Source organism: Streptomyces sp. SDT5-1 (genome assembly GCF_052245995.1).
Taxonomy (GTDB): domain Bacteria; phylum Actinomycetota; class Actinomycetes; order Streptomycetales; family Streptomycetaceae; genus Streptomyces.
In genome coordinates this window covers 6,689,158-6,706,295 of sequence record NZ_CM125963.1, presented here as the reverse complement: position 1 = coordinate 6,706,295, position 17,138 = coordinate 6,689,158, and the positions used below count along the sequence as shown (strand labels likewise).

The window sequence follows — 17,138 nt, the reverse complement described above, 5'->3', positions numbered from 1 at the left end:
CGCTACTCCTTGGTGTCGTCGTCGACGATCTCGGCGTCGACCACGTCCTCGCCCCCGTCCTTCCCCGGCCGCTCGCCGTCCGCCGGCGGCGGCTGGTCCTGCTGACCGGACGCGGCGGCCGCCTGGTACATCGCCTGCCCCATCCGCTGGCTGACCTCGCCGAGCCTGCGGGCACCCTCGCGCAGCGTCCGCGTGTCGGCCTCCTTCGACTCCAGGGTGGTCCTCAACTCGCGGACGGCGTCCTCGACTTCGGACCTCGTGTCGGCGGGCACCCGCTCCTCGTTGTCCCGCAGGAAGCGCTCGGTCTGATAGACGAGTTGCTCCGCCTCGTTGCGGGCCTCGGCCGCCTCGCGCCGCTCGCGGTCCTCCTCGGCGTGCGCCTCGGCCTCCCGCATCATCCGGTCGATCTCGTCCTTGGGCAGCGCGGAGCCCCCGGTCACCGTCATCTTCTGCTCGCGGCCCGTGGCGAGGTCCTTGGCGCCGACGTGCATGATCCCGTTGGCGTCGATGTCGAAGGTGACCTCGATCTGCGGCACACCGCGCGGCGCGGGCGGCAGCCCCGTCAGATCGAACACGCCGAGCTTCTTGTTGTACGCGGCGATGTCCCGCTCGCCCTGGAAGACCTGGATGCCGACGGACGGCTGGTTGTCGGCGGCGGTCGTGAAGATCTCCGAACGGCGGGTGGGGATCGTCGTGTTGCGCTCGATGAGCTTCGTCATCACGCCGCCCTTGGTCTCGATGCCGAGGGACAGCGGGGTGACGTCGAGCAGCAGCACGTCCTTCACGTCGCCGCGGATCACGCCCGCCTGGTACGTGGCGCCGACGGCCACCACCTCGTCGGGGTTGACGCCCTTGTGCGGGTCCTTGCCGGTCAGCTCCCTGACGAGGTCGGTGACGGCGGGCATCCGGGTGGAGCCGCCGACCAGGATCACGTGGTCGATGTCCTTCAGCTCGACGCCCGCGTCCTTGACGGCCTGGTGGAACGGCTTCTTGCAGCGGTCGAGCAGATCGCCGGTGAGCTCCTGGAACCGGGCGCGCGTCAGCTTCTCGTCCATGTGCAGGGGTCCGGCGGCGGAGGCGGTGATGTACGGCAGGTTCACGTTCGTCTCGGTGGACGAGGACAGTTCGATCTTGGCCTTCTCGGCGCCCTCGCGCAGTCGCTGCACGGCCATCTTGTCGCCGGCGAGATCGACGCCGTGCGCGTTCTTGAACTGCCGTACGAGGTGGTCGACGATCCGCTGGTCCCAGTCGTCGCCGCCCAGCTGGGTGTCGCCGTTGGTGGCCTTGACCTCGATGACGCCCTCGCCCATCTCCAGGAGCGACACGTCGAAGGTGCCGCCGCCCAGGTCGAAGACGAGCACGGTCTGTTCGTCGCCCTTGTCGAGGCCGTACGCGAGCGCGGCGGCGGTCGGCTCGTTGACGATGCGCAGCACCTTCAGGCCCGCGATCTCACCGGCCTCCTTGGTGGCCTGGCGCTGCGCGTCGTCGAAGTAGGCGGGCACGGTGACGACGGCGTCGGTGACGTCCTCGCCGAGGTACGACTCCGCGTCCCGCTTGAGTTTCTGGAGCACGCGGGCCGACAGCTCCTGCGCGCTGTACCGGTGACCGTCGATGTCACCGCTCTCCGGGAACCGCCAACTACCGTCTCCCATATGGCGTTTGACGGACCGTGCGGTGCGCTCGACGTTCGTGACGGCCTGCCGCTTGGCGACCTCGCCGACGAGCACCTCGGCGGCGGGCGTCCTGGCGAAGGCGACGATGGAGGGGGTGGTGCGCGCGCCCTCCGCGTTGGCGATCACGGTGGGTTCGCCGCCCTCCAGGACGGCCACCACCGAGTTCGTCGTACCGAGATCGATCCCGACCGCACGCCCCATGACGCGTCCCCTTTGCAGCGAAGGCCCGCTCACGTCCGGATCCAGCACAAGGCGTGAGCGGGCCTACGTCAAGGGTGCGAACGCTCAGCCGCCGAGCTTCGCGGTGAGGGTGATCGTCGTGCCGGTCAGGGCCTGGCTCACCGGGCAGGTTGCTTTCAACCCCCACATTACCCGGACATACCCGTGTAACGGCACCTGACCTTTTGTGACCGTCATGTTGCGTAGGCTCACACAACAGGGCACGTGGTTCTGTGTGTGTACTCAGTCACGCATTGTTGTTGTCTGTGTTCTGTTCTCAGTTGTTGTTACTCATTGTTGTTATTCGTTATTCATTCAGTTAGTTGTTCAAGATATTCTAAAGATTCATTGTTGTTCAGTTGTTGATTGTTGATCTTGTTCATTCATTGATTGTTGATTCGTTCGATGTTTGATTCGATGATTAGTTCATTCGATTCATTCATCATTCGTTGTTCATCATTCATGTTGTTGATTCGTTCGTTGATATTGTTTCGTTGTTGATTCATTCGTTCACATCATCAATGAGTTCGCGTCGTCCAGTCGCAAGGCAAGCACAGAACATTACTTGCTCAACGATTCACGAATCACAAGATCAAAGTTCGTCGATTCGACTCGTCGCACAGTCGAGTAGCAGTCACACGCACCACAAGGTCAGAGACCAAAGGTCACGCAAGAGACCATTGATCTCACAAGGATTCCTGGTCACGCGCGGTTCAACAGGTCGCGATCATTCGTCGCAAGTTCGTCACGGAATCGCTCGTGTGGAGTTAGGGACCCCTATGTCAATAATAAATGAGTCCTAAATGGGGCCCCAGGTACCTCACGGCGGGAGGTAGTGCGTTAAACCCAGAGCACAAAACCTGAATGTGATCTGCGTCACACTCTCGAAGGCGGAATTCCCCGTGCTAAAATTGAACCAAAGGTTCATTAGTCGCGAATGGTTAGGTTGCCTCCTTCACTAAGACGCGACAAAAGTTCCTGTCTCGCGGAAGCGGACGAACCTCGCCGCTTCTCGCGAATACCCCGGCTTTCCACAGCCCGGAGTCCCCTTCGGCCGGGCTCTCCCTGTGGAAAGTCGGGGTATTTCTATTCCTCGGACAGGGTGGGGCACCCCGAGGCATTCGCCCTGGAAAGCGCCCACAGGGTGCCCCGACGGGTCCGCCGCTTGTTCACCAAGGCGACCATGGTCCGGGGCCGTTGAACTACGCGACTAGGTGCCCGCCACTCCGACGGGTCCACGGACCCACAGGGCGCCTGTTACCCCGGTTCGCTCTCTTAACCCAAGTAGGGCGAGCCTCCCCCGCTGAAGTAATGGCCAAGGCGTAGACGCTGCGTGTGATGCATATCGAGCGAGGGAATCTCGGCTGGATCGATGAACCGCAGCTCGGTGGACTCGTCCGAGATCGCCAGGGACCCTCCCACCACGCGGGCCGTGAAGCACACGTTGAACTGGCGCCGTACCTCTCCGTCGGTGTACTCGATGATGTGGCGCGGGTCGGTGTACGTGCCGACAAGCCCCGTGACCTCGACGTCCAGGCCGGTCTCTTCCTTGACCTCCCGGACGGCGCACCCCGGCAGGGACTCCCCCAGTTCCATCCCTCCGCCCGGCAGGGCCCACAGGCCGCTGTCTGAGCGCCTTTGGAGCAGCACCCGGCCCGACTCATCGGTGACGACCGCAGAGGCCGCCACAACCATGCTGTTGGGCTTCGGGGCCGACGGGTCGTCGTAATACTCGGTGCGTGCCATTGGCTAGCTGACCTCCACAGGGGTTCCGGTCGCCCAGACCGCATCGAACGACTCTGCATACGTGTCGAACATCGTCCCGCCCTCCGCGCGCCGCAGGTGCCAGACCGGCGCGCCGTAGGCGTTGACGCCCCACACGTGGGCGTTGACCAACATCTGATCGTCGACCCGGTACAGGCTGTTGTAGAGGGTGGTCGAGTGCGTCCGCAGCGAGATACCCGGTACCCCGATGAGCGGCATGTAGTGCATGAGGGCCAGTTGGCAACGGGACTCGATGCCGTGCCCGAACTTCTCTTCAAGTCCCCGTGCCCGGACGTTCTCTGAGTCGGCGTCACCGACCGCGATACGCACCTGGCCGCCCGAGCCGGCGACCTGCCGCAGAAGATCGTTCAGGCCGGGATACGCCTCGTGCAGGAACACCCCGGCGTAGACGAGGATGTCCACCCCGGTACGGGCCGCCGCGATGAGGTCGATGAACGCCGACACCGGCAGATCGGCCCGGCGCTCGTACAGGGCCACCAGCTCGGGCGAGACGGCCCGAGCAGTACGGGCCTGTCTCAGGGACGGCCACAGGGCGTGAACGTCCTCTCCCAGCGTCTCAGCGGCCTTGTGGGCCGTGGCCCGCCGAGGGACCCGCCCGAGGTTCACCCACCGCTCGACGCTCTTGGGATCGATCCCCACCCGTTCGGCGAGCGTGGCATGAGTCCATCCCCCGGCCGCCATGGTGGCGCGCAGTCTCTCGTTCGCGTTCGCGGTCGCAGCCATAGGGACGTTCTAGCACCCTCGGGACGTCCCCAAGTGGGAAACGTACGAGGTACCCCCGTCCCAGGTACCCGCCCCAGTCTGGACGCTCGGAACGCACGCGAGGGAGCCCAGGGGATGGCAGCAGCGACCACAGCAGCAGAGACGGACGTACGCGGTGTGGAGTACGTGACCTTTGCGCCGCCCGGCGAGAGGTGCGCCGCCTGTCGGCAGGAGATCGGGTCTCTGGAGCGCGTGTGGCGGCTGGCCGTGGACCGGCCCAGCGGTCCCCCGGCCGCAGGTCCGTACCGCCATTACGGCGAATGCCCTCCCAGGGAGGCGTGATGCTCGGCCCGATCCATCCCCGGATGCCACTACCTTGCCCGCCACGGCCCACAGACTCCGGACGCCCGAGGAGACAGGACGGCGAAGACCCTCGGGCGTCCGGGACTCAGCAGCGAGCCCACAGGGAGACGGAGACACTTCCTGTGGGCTCGCCTGAGCGCCGTTCCCGTCCCGGCGCGACCACTGACACGCAGGAGGGCCCCAAAGGCGCTTAGACGGCCACCCAGGGCCCTAGAAACGGCAAAACCCGCCCCCACTGTGGATTGCTCCACAGGGAGAGGCGGGTTTTCGCGCTATTTAGACCCTCCGACCCTTTCGGCGGGCCCTTTCGATGCCAACAACCACGGCCTCTTCGATCTCACGCGAGTTCGACAGGTTGGCACCGGCAATCGTGACGTTGACGGTGATGCCACCGCCAGACGCAGCCGCAAGCAGGCTCTGCCGGTTAGGCGTCACACTCTCGCCACCCCGGAAGTTCATAAGCTCCGGGCCGTTCTCTCCGACCCAAGCCAGACCACGCGGGGCATTCTTGATTCCGTTCGCGTAACCACCGGGCCTAGCCATACGCGCCGACCAACCGGACCCGTAACGGTGACGGGCGTAGTTGACTGCCGCGTAGATGTTGGCGTAGGGGTCATAGATCGACCGGTTGCGATACGGGCCAGCGTACGCGCGGAAGGTCGGGTCAATAACCTGAAGGAGACCCTTTGAAGGCGTACCCCGTCGGGCGTTGCTGTCCCAGGTGTTAATGGCGTTCGCCTTACCCCCGGACTCCTTCTGAATAGCCTTCATGACATTGCTCAGGTTCCTCGACGAGTACACCCCAAGCTCGCGCAGAACACGAGCCGCCACAGAGGCATACGATCCCGCCGACGAGCCTTTACCGCCACCAGGGGCGCTGTAAGTGTCCGGGCCATTGTCCGCCAGACCGTTGCGACCCTTGAAGAACGCAGAGACCTGATTCCGCGCCTGCGGGGAAAGCAACTTGTCCTTTACCGCCACAGCGTGCGTGTGGGGAGAGAATCCCTCGGCCTGCGTACGAGCCCACGCAGCAAAGCCAGAAGCGCGAAGCGCTCCGACGACCTTATTCGAGTGCTGCGCAATATCGACCACACCACCGCCGTCGTGAGTTCCGGCAGAAGCCGACACACCACGACTGAACGAACCCTGAGACATACGGAACATGGCTCCGTACAGAGACTCGGCGTGCTTCAGCAGTCGAGCGGTGTAAACGTCCACAGTCACGCCACGGAATGTGGTGCGCTGGCCGTCTCCGCCCTTCCAGTCCGGACCGGCCACATAGCCATTACCGGAACCCTGGTTGGATTCGAAGACCGACTTGATGATGTTCTTCAGGAGATCCCAGAGCTTGCTCACAATCCCCCGGAACATCGGGCTGAACATCTTGCCCATGCCACCAAGGCTGTCCTTGATTCCGCTAATCCAGCCGGAACCCCCCGCAAGAATGTCCTTGATATCAACAGCCGCGCCGAAACCCATGACGCTCGCGCCGAAGTCCAACCACTTCTCAGCAGTCGACTTCTTCCGATTGGAGACCGCATCCTTCAGCGAAGAAATCTTGGGATGCTTCGGTCCGCCGAATCCGGCGAAACCACCGTCAGCGTGACCCGGAATCTGACCAGACCGGTTCATCGCGTGCAGGGCGCCCAGACCGATGCGAGAAGTCGCTTCCTTGCGGAGAACGTACTCACCCTTGTGGACGACACCGGCAGGCGTGTACTTGCTGCCGTTACCGGTGTAACCACCAGTGGCCCAACCCTTGCCGAGCTTAATCGGCTTAATGGTGTCCTTACCGCCGCCGAGCTTGTCAATCAGCCAGTTGGCACCCTTGACCAGACCGTCGTTGATCACAGTCTTAATCAGGAACTTGACAGGCGCCTTGAAGATGCCCTTCAGCTTGTCCCAGATTCCCTTGATCTTTTCCTTGACGTCCTCGAAGATTCCCTTCAGCTTGTCGCCAAAGTTCCTCGCCTTGTCCTTCAGCCAGTTCCAGACGCCGGATGCCTTGTCCTTAACCCAGTCCCACAGCTTGCGCCAGAGCCCAGTGATCGTGTCCTTGATCCAACGGCCGGAGTTTCGGATGGCGTTGACCGTCCGAGACCAGGCCCCCTTCAGCCAGTTCCAGACCGCCTTGGCCTTGTTGCTGACCCAGTTCCAAAGGGCTCGCCAGATACCGCCAATGGTGCTGCTCACCCAACGGGCCGCGTTCCGCAGCGCGTTGACCGTGCCATTGAAGGCGTTACGCAGCCAGTTCCAGACTGCCCAAGCCTTGGCCTTGATCCAGTTCCAAGTAGCACGCCAAATGCCTGAGATCGTGGTGGCAACCCAACGCATGGCGTTCCGGATGGCGTTGACCGTTCCGTTGAACGCGCTTCGCAGCCAGCCCCAGACGGCCGCAGCCTTCGACTTCAGCCAGTTCCACACGGCGCCAGCAACAGCCTTGACCGCATTCCAGGTGTACTTCCAAGCGGTCTGGAACCACGTGGTCTTGGTAGCGATCCACACAATCGCCGCTACTAGAGCGGCAATCGCAGCAACGACCCAGAAGAACGGCGATGCGTACATCGTCAGGTTCAGCCCTTGCTGCTGAATCTTCCAGAGCTTTGTGGCGATAGCGATTGCCGTCATTCCCACAGCGACAGCAGCAAGGACGGGCGGCGGAAGTATCGCGATCAGCTTCAGGAGTATCGACGTAAGGCCGAGCCCGAGCGGGCCCAGGATGTTCATCGTCTGAGCGATGTTGCCTAGCGCGTCTCCAAGGTTCCTGAAGAACGTGGAGACCATCGGGCCGTTTTCCTTGACCCTCGCAAGGAACGCGGAAAACCCGCCCGCACTCGACCACTTGGCTAGAGACGCCGCGCCACGGTCCAGCGTCCCAACGATCTGCTGACCGAACGGGGCGAACTGAACCACAAGGTCGCCGAAGACGCTTCCGAGACTCCGGAACATCGAGACAAAGTGGCCAAGGATCGGCACGCCGCGCTTGACGAGAATGCCCACCCAAGCGTCCAGTCGACCCCCGGACACAAACCTGTCGAAAGCCTTGGCAGCCTGCATCGCCAGAGGCGACACGGCACGAACTACCGGCACCAGATGGTCGAATGACTTGCCCAGTGCCTTGACCGCGACACCGGCCGGTCCAAGGGTGTCCTTCTGAGTAGCAACAACAAACTTGCTGTACTCGTCCTTCATCCCTGTGAGAATCCGGACGAACCCGCGCGCCGTCGGCGTGTACTCGCGAGCGGCCTGATTCAAGTTCGCCTGAGCTATCGCGAGTTGGTCGGCCGCGACCTTGTTCTCAAGCGTCCCCTTCTTGGTTTGCTTGAGGGCGTTCTTCGCCTGTTTGACTGCGGACGCCGCCTCTTGGAATCCGCCTGTGGCACTCCTGGCTGCACCCCACAGGGCGAGGCCGAACACGCCAGCAGCAGAGCCGGCGAGTGTGAGGGCCGACGTCAGTCCGCCCACAACGGCCAGGCCGCCTTGCATCACGGGGAACAGCGCTGTGGCAGCAACCGAGGCAGCTAGGACCACCTTCGTGAAGTGGCTCATGCTCCCCGAGCTGTTGTTGATGTTCCGGTCCAGTCGCCGAACCTCGCCCTGCGTGCGGCGAGTTGACTGGTTGAACCGGTCATGGCTCTGCGAGAGCCGGTTGATGGTGTCGCGCTGGCGGTCCATGATCGCCGAGTGGCGGGCCATGGAGTTACCGGCACGTCGGACCACAGAATCGAGCGCAGAGAGTTCGGAGACGGCTCGACGCGTATTGGCATTTACCGTTATCGAGAGTCTTGCGACTTCGGACATACACCTCAACTCCTTTCATTTCATCGGGTTGTTAGGTGTGGCAAGCAAGTTGATTTCGAGCAAAAAGAAGGGCGACCGACACATGCCGGTCGCCCTGCGTGCTGATCGCGGAAGCTGGCCAGAGCTGCGTGTGAGGCGCGAATCAGCGGGAGTTGCTAAATGAAGTTGAGCCTCCGCCCAAGAAAGGGTGGAAAGTAGACGGAGGCTGGTTCTCTCACAGAAGGTCGTCCAGAAGACCTTCCGTGTACGCGCGGGCTACGTCCTCGGGACTCATTCGCTTGAGGTCGTCTCGCGTGATCGTCGGGCCGTCGGCGGGAGCGAACGGCCTGAGCGGCTTCTCTGTGGGCTCCACAGGGCGGGCGTACATTCCGCCGCCCGTGACCTTCCCGGCCTGTACGGCGAGCATCACCTCGGTTGGAGAGGCGTTCTGTAGCCACTCCTGCGTGATCTCGTCGGGGATGGCGGGGGCCTTGTAGCCGGTCTCGTCGTCGCCGAGATCGTCGGTGTAGACGTCGCTCATCGCTTCACCCTCCGACCCCAGTCCCACACGTCGTCATGTGGGATCTTCTTCAGCCCCAGGCGCTCGACCTCGACCAGGCCCGGCTCCTCGTTGTACGCGACGCTGTGCCCCTCGGCAGTGCGGTAGTAGAACTGCTCGGCATTCGGCACGTCCCGGTTGCACGTCCCGCTGACTGTGGCCGCCAGGGTGTTGACGTCCTTGTAAGGCCCGCTCAGCTTCCAGAGGAATCCTGAAGCGTCCACCGTGCGGATCTCCGTGCTGGCGTTTAGCACCGCGTAGGCAGCGAGCTTGTGGCTGTCGAGCAACGACAGCTCGTAGGGCCCAGAGACCAGCTTGCTGCCGTCGAGTCCCACAGGCTCATCCGGATACGCGGACCCTCGGGCTTCCTTCGCGTCCAGCGCCCTCGCACGGGTCTTGAAGGTGTTCACGGCCGCGTTGTGCTCGTTCACAGCGTCGAGCGCTTCCCGAAGGGAGGCAGCAGCAGCCTTGTACGCCTTGGCCGCTCGCCGAGCCGGCGAGTTGGTGTCGTCGGCGAACTCGGCTATCTCGTCGGCGAGTTGCTCCATCTCAGCGATGCGCATCTCGTCCTTGGCTCGCTCGACCTTGGCCCAGGCTCCTGTGAGCTGCTGAGCGAGGAACTGGACGTCCCTCCGAGCCTTCTCGTACGCGTCCTGGCTGACCGGGGCTCCAGTCCCCGACGTCAGCCGGAACAGCATCTCGCCTTCGGCTTCCTCCGCGGACTTCAACTCCGCGTCGATGCGCTGGACTTCAACCATGGCGGCGGCCACAAGGTCGCCTTGGGCGAGCGCTTCAGCCTTGGCGAGCTTGGCCTTTCGACCGGCTGCCACAGCCGCTTCCTTGGCCTCGCGCTCGGGGTCGTTCTTCCGCAGGTCTGCAAACAGGTCTTCGGTCATCGTGCCCACACTCCAAGGGTCCGGCTGGACTTGAAGTCCCGCGAGGCGGTCGGCACTGTCCCCACAGGGGGTAGAGGTTCGGGATAGTCCCGGACTTCCAGGTTCACGATGCTGTCGTGGGCGGTCTGCCCGTTGATGTGGTGCACGTGCTCGTCGGCGCTCAACTCGCGCCCTAGGAAGCACTCGACGACCAGTCGCGCCAGGTCGTGCTGGACATGGTTGATCGGGACGAACTTCCGCTTCGTGTCCGTATTGAAGAACGAGAAATACGGCCCTGAAGCCAGGTCGCCGTTGTTCACATCGATGGACAGGTCAAGCGTGGGGTGTTGGCGAATGTCGGTCATGCTGCGGTCCTCCGGAAGGTGTCAGGCAGGTTGGGCTTGTTGAGACCGGCCATCACGTCGTTGAGCCAGGCTCGGGTGGTCGCGATCTCGACGTCACTGACGTCAGCGACGGGCTTCCGAAGGAACTCGGCGCAGGTGTCCAGGTGCATCCAGTACAGCGGGGCTGTCGCGAAGGGCTTTCCGCAGTCGTCGCACGGACGAACGGGCTTGAAGAAGTGGGCCGACTGAAGGTCCGTCAGACCCATGATCGCCTCGGGCTTGCTGGGATCGATGAGTTCGAAGTCCATCAGGCACGCCCCTCGATGCGCAGCTTCTGCGCGAGGTACTGGCGGCGCGCCCAGACGCCCCGGTACATGGGGTCGTTGCGGTAACTGCCGTCGGCCTGGAGGCAGTCCTCTGCGTGGTCGACGTACTGGTCGGCTCGCTCGAACTCCCGGCCACAGCCACAGGGGGAGGTGGGCTTGAACTGCTGGAAATATGTGAAGTCCCATCCCCTGAGGAACGGGTCCTGAAGGAAGGCGTGGTATGGGTTGTACGTCGCGGGGTCAGGGAGCGGTACACCGTCCTCGGCGTACTCTTCCGGGACCACGTACCTGTCGGGGTCTTCCTCGTACACGACCCGGGCTATCTCGTCCGGCCAGATCGTGGGGCTCTTGCTGATTTTCATAAAATTCATTTTGAACCTCGCTAAAAAATTCGTGGTGGATCATTCTTCTGCCCTCGTCTCTCCGTCGGCTCCTGGCCGTCGGTGTTAGTTGCCATCAAGGCTCGCTGACTCGGTGTCAGCGCTTGTGTTGCTGTGGGGTTGTTGCTCAGTCCTGGTGGCCGTACTGCCTCATGAAGTGGCCGATGGCCTCGCGGAAAATCTGCGAGGTGGGTATCCCCCGAGCGTCTGCGAGTGCGTGCAGGAAGTCTGTCTGCTGCTTGGTCAGGTACGCGGAAACCCCCACGTAGCTTTTCATCTTGTCCCGATCTCCGGGCATTTCCACTCCTCGAATTCGAGAATTTAACTTGGATTAACTTATTCGCTACTCTAATTATAGCGCATAAAACCCCTCTCCGGGCATACTCACTGGTATGTTGGCATGAATTGCATTTGACCTGCGAATTCACATGAGGAAGGCCCCGGATTTCGAATCTCGGGGCCTTCTAGGGCCGTTCTTACAGCTCGGAATCCACGGCCAGGTAATACAGGGACTTGGCTGTGGTGATGACCGCTGACACGGACGCGTTGGGGCCGTGCATCGCCCCGGCCGCTTGAATGCAGCTACGCCAGAGCGCTTGCCTAGCTTCGGATGCTGACAGGTAACTACCCATGAGGGAGACCTTTCGAGTGGGGCGCCCGGTTGGCGCCGCCTCCTTTCAGTGTGGTCCCGCAAACGGGGACCCCACATCTCAACGCCACTCAGCGAAGCCACCGGACCCAACGCTTCTGGCATCGGGAGCAGTTGTAAAGCGTCTTTCCGGAAGCCCGCTCCGGCGGCTTGTTGGGAATCCTCGACCCGCCGCAGCCAGGGCAGTCGTCGGGGTACTTCCTGCGGGCGTTCAGACTGCGGTCCATCACGACACCGTGCGAGCCACACTGACGGTCTGTACGGCGTAGTCCAAGGGCCCTAGCCCGGCCTTGGCCCGGAGCTTGTCAGCGACCTTCCTAGCGTGCGTCAGGGTCCTGTTGTAGCCCGGCCAGACACCACTCTTAACGATGTAGCCGTAGCCGTTCGTGATTTCAAATTTGCAGTCAGCCACGCCACCATCCATCAGCGTCGTCCTAATGATCTTTATCGAAAGGTAGTCGACACTCTGCTGGCGATCCTTCGCGACCTTCTTCGCAGCCTGCTTTTCTTGCCTATCTTGCTTGCCAAACATGGCGTTCACTCCGTTTCGTTGTCATTCACATTACTCTCGTGGCGGCCCTGACGAATCCGGACCACTTCCGCGATCTTTTCGTTGCCCAGACGGAGACCAAGCTTCTTTAGGGCTTCCTTGACCGCTCGGTTGCTCGCATTGTCAGGCACGCCCTCTTCATCCAGGGCCTTAATGGCGTGCTCCTTCGTTCCGATCACGTTGGCGGTAGTGAACTCGGAAGCTTCGGCTACCAGGACCACAGACGTGATCGGGTCTCCGTCGTCATCAAATCGACCGTCCAACACCACGTGTACGGGCTTGAGTTTGAAGTCAGGAAGTTCCTCGGCGTCCTTCTGCTTCGCTACCCCGAAGGTGATGACTGTCTCGTTCAGCGCCTTGCCGCCCGAACGTTCTACCGACAACTCTGTATCTACGGCACCCTTCACAGAAGATGCTCCGCGAGAGCGGTCCGTGTTCTTGTTCCCCGAGTGGTGAACAAGAAGGGCGCACGCGCCAGTTGCAGCTTTCAGCCTGTCGACCTGGGCCACCATCTCGCCCATCTGCGTGTTGTCGTTCTCGTCGATACCAACCGAGATCCGCGCTTGGGTGTCAAGCACGATCAGCACGGGCTGTATTCGCTCACAGACCTTGATCAGTACGTCCCACTCATCGCCTTTGGTCTGTACTGGCCTAGGCAAGATGTGGAGATTCGGGCCGATCTCCCGCTCGTGATACTGCTCCCATGCCAAGCCGCGCTTGCCGACACCGGCCGAACCCTCCGCCACGATGTAGACGACCGGGCCGCCATTCACCCTGTGGCCGTTCCAGGGCATGTTGTTCGCAACATGGATGGCTATATCCAGCACCAGAAACGATTTCATCGAGCCCGAGGCCCCGAAGGCGCGGGAGAGCGTGTCGCGGTACAGGTAGCCCTTGACGACGTATGCCGTCGGAGGCTGGTTGCCGAGATCAGCCATGGTCTTCAACTCGGCTAGCAGCGCCTCGACTTCATCGTCTGTGGGGGTGTGAGGCGAGGTCGCCGGCTCGGGCCCGCTCCCGTCGTGCTCCGCCTTGCCCAAGACCCGCTCGACGTCCCGGACGATGCGCCCCTCTGAGCTGCCGTACCGCGCGGCGAGAGGGCTTCCGTACAGCAGCCCCACAATGTCGCCGGGGTCAGTCCCCAGCTCCCCCAGCGCCCGGATGACCGCGTAACAGTCGTTGGACCGGTCGCCGCTCGACGACTCCCCCGTGAGGTAGTCGCGCGCCCGGCCGGTGAGACCGGCCGGAACCTCGGGGATCTCCCCGTCCCACTCCACCTCGACGTGACTCACGTTGAGCTGCCACGGCCCTACGGGCTCGTGTGGGAGCGACAGGAAGGCTTGCAGGGGGTAGACGGCCCCGTCGTCCATGAAGCGGATCGCGGGCCGGTGAGCGTCCGTATAGCCGCTCTTGGAGTTCACCCCGAGGGGCAGGCGGAGCACCTGCGCGGCATCCCAACCCGACTCATCGGCGTCCGCGCATCCGGGGGTGTTGATCATGATCGCGTAGTTCGCGCGCTGGATCAGCTCGATATCGGAGACGAACTCGTGAAGGACCCAATACGCGTGGAACTTCCCTGGGCTGGACTCCACTACCGCCGTCGGCTGCATTGGCGTCTCGTTCAGGATGGCGTCCAGCGTTGTGGGCTGGTCGTAGTCAATCCACAGGGCGTAGGAACCTTTGATGTTCCCTCGCCTGCGGTTCTCATCCGTGCTGAACAGTGCGGGACAGAAGTAGACGTCAGTGTCGTCATCCGGGATATCGAAGCTGAGCGGGTCACTGTCGTCGGACGGAGTTATCTGGGCGAACTGCGTGCCGGTCGCAAAGTTCAGCGTTCCGTCTTTGAGGCGCTTACCAGGAAGGATGATGGCGCCGTAAGCACCTTCGGACTCCGGGCCGCCCCACAGAAGGTGCAGGAGCGCGTCAGCAGCACTGTTACCGGTCTCGTAAAGCTTGTGGCTTGTTATAATTGACTCAGGGTTTGCGGCCCTCTCATAAGGCGTCTCTTCCGTTCCGGAAGGGGCGCCGCTGTTGTTCTCACTCATCAGCCGTCAGACCCCTCTTTCAGCTCCGGGAGAGCTGCAATGAGGGCCTTACGGATTATCTCTCCGGCCGTAACGTCAGTGGCCTCGGATATTTCCAGTAGGCGCTTCTTCATATCTTCCGTGAGCTTGACCGAGAGAGTCTCCGTCAGATTTCGACCAAGCGCACGCGGCGCATTTCTAGCCATTTCTATGTTTCCTTTCTTAGTACATCCAACCCTCTGGTTATATTCTAACATATCTCGGGGCAATTCGGACACGCTCGATAAACGGACAGATTCAACCCCGGAGCGCTATCCGCAATCCCGTGAGATAGTGCCGCGATAGGGCAGCCCAGGCGGACAGGGTTTCGCCCGGACTGCCCTCTCATCGGTAATACCCACAGAACATCATCGGAAAGCGATAAGCGTTCCGCACGGATCATCAATCGCCCCACACGAGGTTCGATGCGCGATTGTTCGTGAGGTCTCCGTCCAGATGGATAACACGGGCTCGCGGTCGCGGCGGCGGGCCATTGAATGCTTCACAGACAAGCTTGTCGACGTCCTTGTATCGCGTCGTGCCGTCCATCGCGAGCACGTTTACACGCAGCCTCCCGTCGGGGCGCACGGTGGCCTTCACGGGTCTGTCGAAGCCGTACTTGTGGCCGTAGACAAAACCGGTATCGGTGACCTTGCACCGGAGACCGGGAACCTTCTTGGACTCAAAAACAGTGTTCATACTGACGTATAACGACGGAAACGTAGACGATATGCGGCCCGAGGCCGGCGACTTCGGAGCGCGTCCGTCTTGTGACGTTATGTAGCGATAGGTGTTCCGGAGAGCGTTCCCGAGGGGGTGTTCCGCAAAGCGTTCCCGGAACGTTCCCCAAGATCATCAGGAACACCCGCAAAACGCTGTGACCTGCACTTATAGCGTTCCGGAAAATCGCGGAACGCTCCGGAACGCCCCGTGTTCCGCGCGTTCCCCACCCCTAGGTGGGGAACGCGGAACGGTCACAGGAACGGGGTCGCATTCGGGGAGCCATCCGGGCCGGTTTCTGCACAATGTGTCGGAGTCAATTTGGTTGTTACTGGTAAGTAACTTAAATGGGCCCTGGAAGGTCATTTGTGCAGGCCAGCCCTATTGAACATCATTTTCATTAAGGGAATTGGTCTGGAACTTGGTCCTGGTGGGGCTTGCGCCTTGCCGCAACACTCTTCCGCGAATCAGTTACCGCGTTTTCGCCTGGCTTCTTCCTCCTGTGGACCTTGCGGGCGAGCCGATCATGCCGACGGGAGAATCAATCCTGGGGAACGCATGATGTATCTGCACCCACGGGTTATCTCGTGCATGGAAACGATTTTGCGAATGCAGAAGGTACCGTGGGCACCCGGATACAAGATCACAGATGATGGGCGCGTGTGGTCTGATATATCGGGTCGGTGGCTTGCGACCACCCCCGGAAGCGACGGGTACCCCCGTGTGACGCTGTGTGTGGACGGAAAACAGTGCAGCTATCGAGTACACCGGCTCGTGGCTCTCGTGTTCCTCGGCCCCGCTCCGGACGGCAAGCCCTGCGTACTACACGGAGACGGAATCCAGGTGAACAACCACCTGTGGAATCTACGGTGGGGGTCTCATGCAGAGAATATGGCTGACAGCTTGCGACACCGCACGCACCATCAGGTGATAAAGGTGCACTGCCCTAGGGGGCACGCCTATAGCGACGAGAACACCTACACGTACTCAAGAGGTGCCCGGCAATTCCGTGCTTGCCGCACGTGCAAAAGAGATCGTGACAACCGTCTCCGAGAACGTGTACGACGCCGCCGACAGCAGTAGGGCGGCACAACAAAGCCCCTAGATTGGCGTCTAGGGGCTTTTTGCTGTCCGGAGCTAGTACCGGCTTCCGAGCCGGTGAATGGCCGCTATGGCGCGGTCTCCGGCCACGTCCCGGCCGTACGTGCGAAGCATGTCGCTCGACTTCCAACCGGCCGCCTGCATTATGTCTCCGTCCGAGATACCGGCTTCCATCAGATCGGAGGCCCAGGAGTGCCGGAACCCGTGGGGAGAGCACAGCGAGGGGTCATATCCGCACTCCTCTGCGAGACGCTTGATCAGCCTCCACAAGCCGTTGTACTTCAGGTGGCCCCGGTTCCGGGTACCGAGCCACAGCCAATCAACCTCCGCATACTTGTGGCCTTGACGGACACGGAGGTAGCGGCGAACCGCCTGCACGGTTGGGGGCTGGATTGGCACGATGCGCCCTGTACCGGTTGCTCGGGCTTCCTTGAGTGGCACCACTGTGACAACCCCTCGGGGAAGGTCCACTGAGTTGACAGTCAGCGAGAGCAGTTCTTCAGCCCGCAACCCCTCTGTGAGGACACGGACGATGGCGTGATCCCGCACGGTCTGGAAGTCCCTGATCTGAGCGGACCCGCCACCTGTGGCAGCCAGCATCGCGGAGATGAACTCCGGACTGAGGGTCTTCGGGGTGCTGCTCTCTCCGGAGTACCAGCGGAACGGCCCGGAGTAGGGGTCCGGGTGCCCGTAGTCCTCAACTAGGTACAAGAACAACGGGTGGAGGTTGCGTTGCCTGGTGTTTGTCGCCGCCGGTCCTGAGTGAGTCTTCAGGTACCACAGGAAGTACCTGTTCAGCACGTCCGTGGTGATGGTCGTGAAGTCACCTACGTGCCGTTCCTCCAGCGTCAGCCAGGTGTTGAAGGACACGGCAGCGTCACGGTACGCCGTGATGGTACGAGGGGCGTACGGTCGCCCCTTTGAGTTGACCGCCGTGCTCAAGTACACGACCAGCTCGTCTACTTGGGCTGCTCTGGCCTGATTCCATGGGTCGCTTTGTGCCGTCTCGGGCCGCAGCGTCAGGGGCCTTATAGGGGCGCGGTGCGTTG

The 17,138-nt window shown here is 62.0% G+C and carries 16 protein-coding genes; 1 reads left to right on the top strand and 15 read right to left on the bottom strand.

The features are described 5' to 3' along the window. Positions 1-2: 2 nt before the first annotated feature. The 14 genes from dnaK to ACTWJ8_RS30710 form a co-directional block, all read right to left on the bottom strand. A complete protein-coding gene (gene dnaK / locus ACTWJ8_RS30775) occupies positions 3-1,874 on the bottom strand; it encodes a molecular chaperone DnaK (protein ID WP_443260876.1) in 1,872 nt (623 codons plus the stop codon). A gap of 84 nt (positions 1,875-1,958) precedes the next feature. Then, positions 1,959-2,090 (bottom strand): hypothetical protein, encoded by a 132-nt coding sequence (locus tag ACTWJ8_RS30770; protein ID WP_443260875.1) that lies wholly within the window; start codon positions 2,088-2,090, stop codon positions 1,959-1,961. 1,077 nt (positions 2,091-3,167) lie between these two features. Continuing rightward, the gene (locus ACTWJ8_RS30765) at positions 3,168-3,638 is read right to left on the bottom strand and encodes an NUDIX domain-containing protein (RefSeq protein WP_443260874.1); all 471 of its coding nucleotides are present in this window, start codon (positions 3,636-3,638) and stop codon (positions 3,168-3,170) included. Between the two features lie 3 nt (positions 3,639-3,641). Then, positions 3,642-4,358 (bottom strand): XRE family transcriptional regulator, encoded by a 717-nt coding sequence (locus tag ACTWJ8_RS30760; protein WP_443265037.1) that lies wholly within the window; start codon positions 4,356-4,358, stop codon positions 3,642-3,644. Between the two features lie 660 nt (positions 4,359-5,018). Beyond that, the gene (locus ACTWJ8_RS30755) at positions 5,019-8,543 is read right to left on the bottom strand and encodes a transglycosylase SLT domain-containing protein (protein ID WP_443260873.1); all 3,525 of its coding nucleotides are present in this window, start codon (positions 8,541-8,543) and stop codon (positions 5,019-5,021) included. 214 nt (positions 8,544-8,757) lie between these two features. Further along, on the bottom strand, positions 8,758-9,063 hold the full coding sequence (locus ACTWJ8_RS30750; protein ID WP_443260872.1) for a hypothetical protein: 306 nt from the start codon (positions 9,061-9,063) through the stop codon (positions 8,758-8,760). Further along, positions 9,060-9,977, bottom strand: coding sequence for a hypothetical protein (locus ACTWJ8_RS30745; RefSeq protein WP_443260871.1), 918 nt, complete (start codon positions 9,975-9,977; stop codon positions 9,060-9,062). The genes ACTWJ8_RS30750 and ACTWJ8_RS30745 overlap by 4 nt, the downstream gene beginning before the upstream one ends. Beyond that, entirely contained in the window at positions 9,974-10,321 is a 348-nt protein-coding gene (locus ACTWJ8_RS30740) for a hypothetical protein (RefSeq protein ID WP_443260870.1), read from the bottom strand. Before ACTWJ8_RS30740 ends, ACTWJ8_RS30745 begins: the two co-directional genes overlap by 4 nt. After that, positions 10,318-10,608 (bottom strand): hypothetical protein, encoded by a 291-nt coding sequence (locus tag ACTWJ8_RS30735; protein WP_443260869.1) that lies wholly within the window; start codon positions 10,606-10,608, stop codon positions 10,318-10,320. The genes ACTWJ8_RS30740 and ACTWJ8_RS30735 overlap by 4 nt, the downstream gene beginning before the upstream one ends. After that, on the bottom strand, positions 10,608-10,988 hold the full coding sequence (locus tag ACTWJ8_RS30730; protein WP_443260868.1) for a hypothetical protein: 381 nt from the start codon (positions 10,986-10,988) through the stop codon (positions 10,608-10,610). The genes ACTWJ8_RS30735 and ACTWJ8_RS30730 overlap by 1 nt, the downstream gene beginning before the upstream one ends. Before the next feature lie 893 nt (positions 10,989-11,881). Then, the gene (locus ACTWJ8_RS30725) at positions 11,882-12,187 is read right to left on the bottom strand and encodes a hypothetical protein (RefSeq protein ID WP_443260867.1); all 306 of its coding nucleotides are present in this window, start codon (positions 12,185-12,187) and stop codon (positions 11,882-11,884) included. 5 nt (positions 12,188-12,192) lie between these two features. Next, entirely contained in the window at positions 12,193-14,250 is a 2,058-nt protein-coding gene (locus tag ACTWJ8_RS30720; RefSeq protein ID WP_443260866.1) for an AAA family ATPase, read from the bottom strand. Further along, positions 14,250-14,435 (bottom strand): ribbon-helix-helix protein, CopG family, encoded by a 186-nt coding sequence (locus tag ACTWJ8_RS30715; RefSeq protein WP_443260865.1) that lies wholly within the window; start codon positions 14,433-14,435, stop codon positions 14,250-14,252. The genes ACTWJ8_RS30720 and ACTWJ8_RS30715 overlap by 1 nt, the downstream gene beginning before the upstream one ends. 235 nt (positions 14,436-14,670) lie before the next feature. After that, positions 14,671-14,967, bottom strand: coding sequence for an HNH endonuclease (locus ACTWJ8_RS30710; RefSeq protein ID WP_443260863.1), 297 nt, complete (start codon positions 14,965-14,967; stop codon positions 14,671-14,673). A gap of 579 nt (positions 14,968-15,546) precedes the next feature. Here ACTWJ8_RS30710 and ACTWJ8_RS30705 point away from each other — a divergent pair. Next, complete coding sequence (locus tag ACTWJ8_RS30705; protein WP_443260862.1) at positions 15,547-16,071, top strand: HNH endonuclease; 525 nt, start codon at positions 15,547-15,549, stop codon at positions 16,069-16,071. 54 nt (positions 16,072-16,125) lie between these two features. Here ACTWJ8_RS30705 and ACTWJ8_RS30700 read toward each other — a convergent pair whose 3' ends face one another. Then, positions 16,126-16,959: a tyrosine-type recombinase/integrase gene (locus ACTWJ8_RS30700; protein ID WP_443260861.1), complete on the bottom strand. Its 834-nt coding sequence runs from the start codon at positions 16,957-16,959 to the stop codon at positions 16,126-16,128. Positions 16,960-17,138 lie beyond the last annotated feature (179 nt).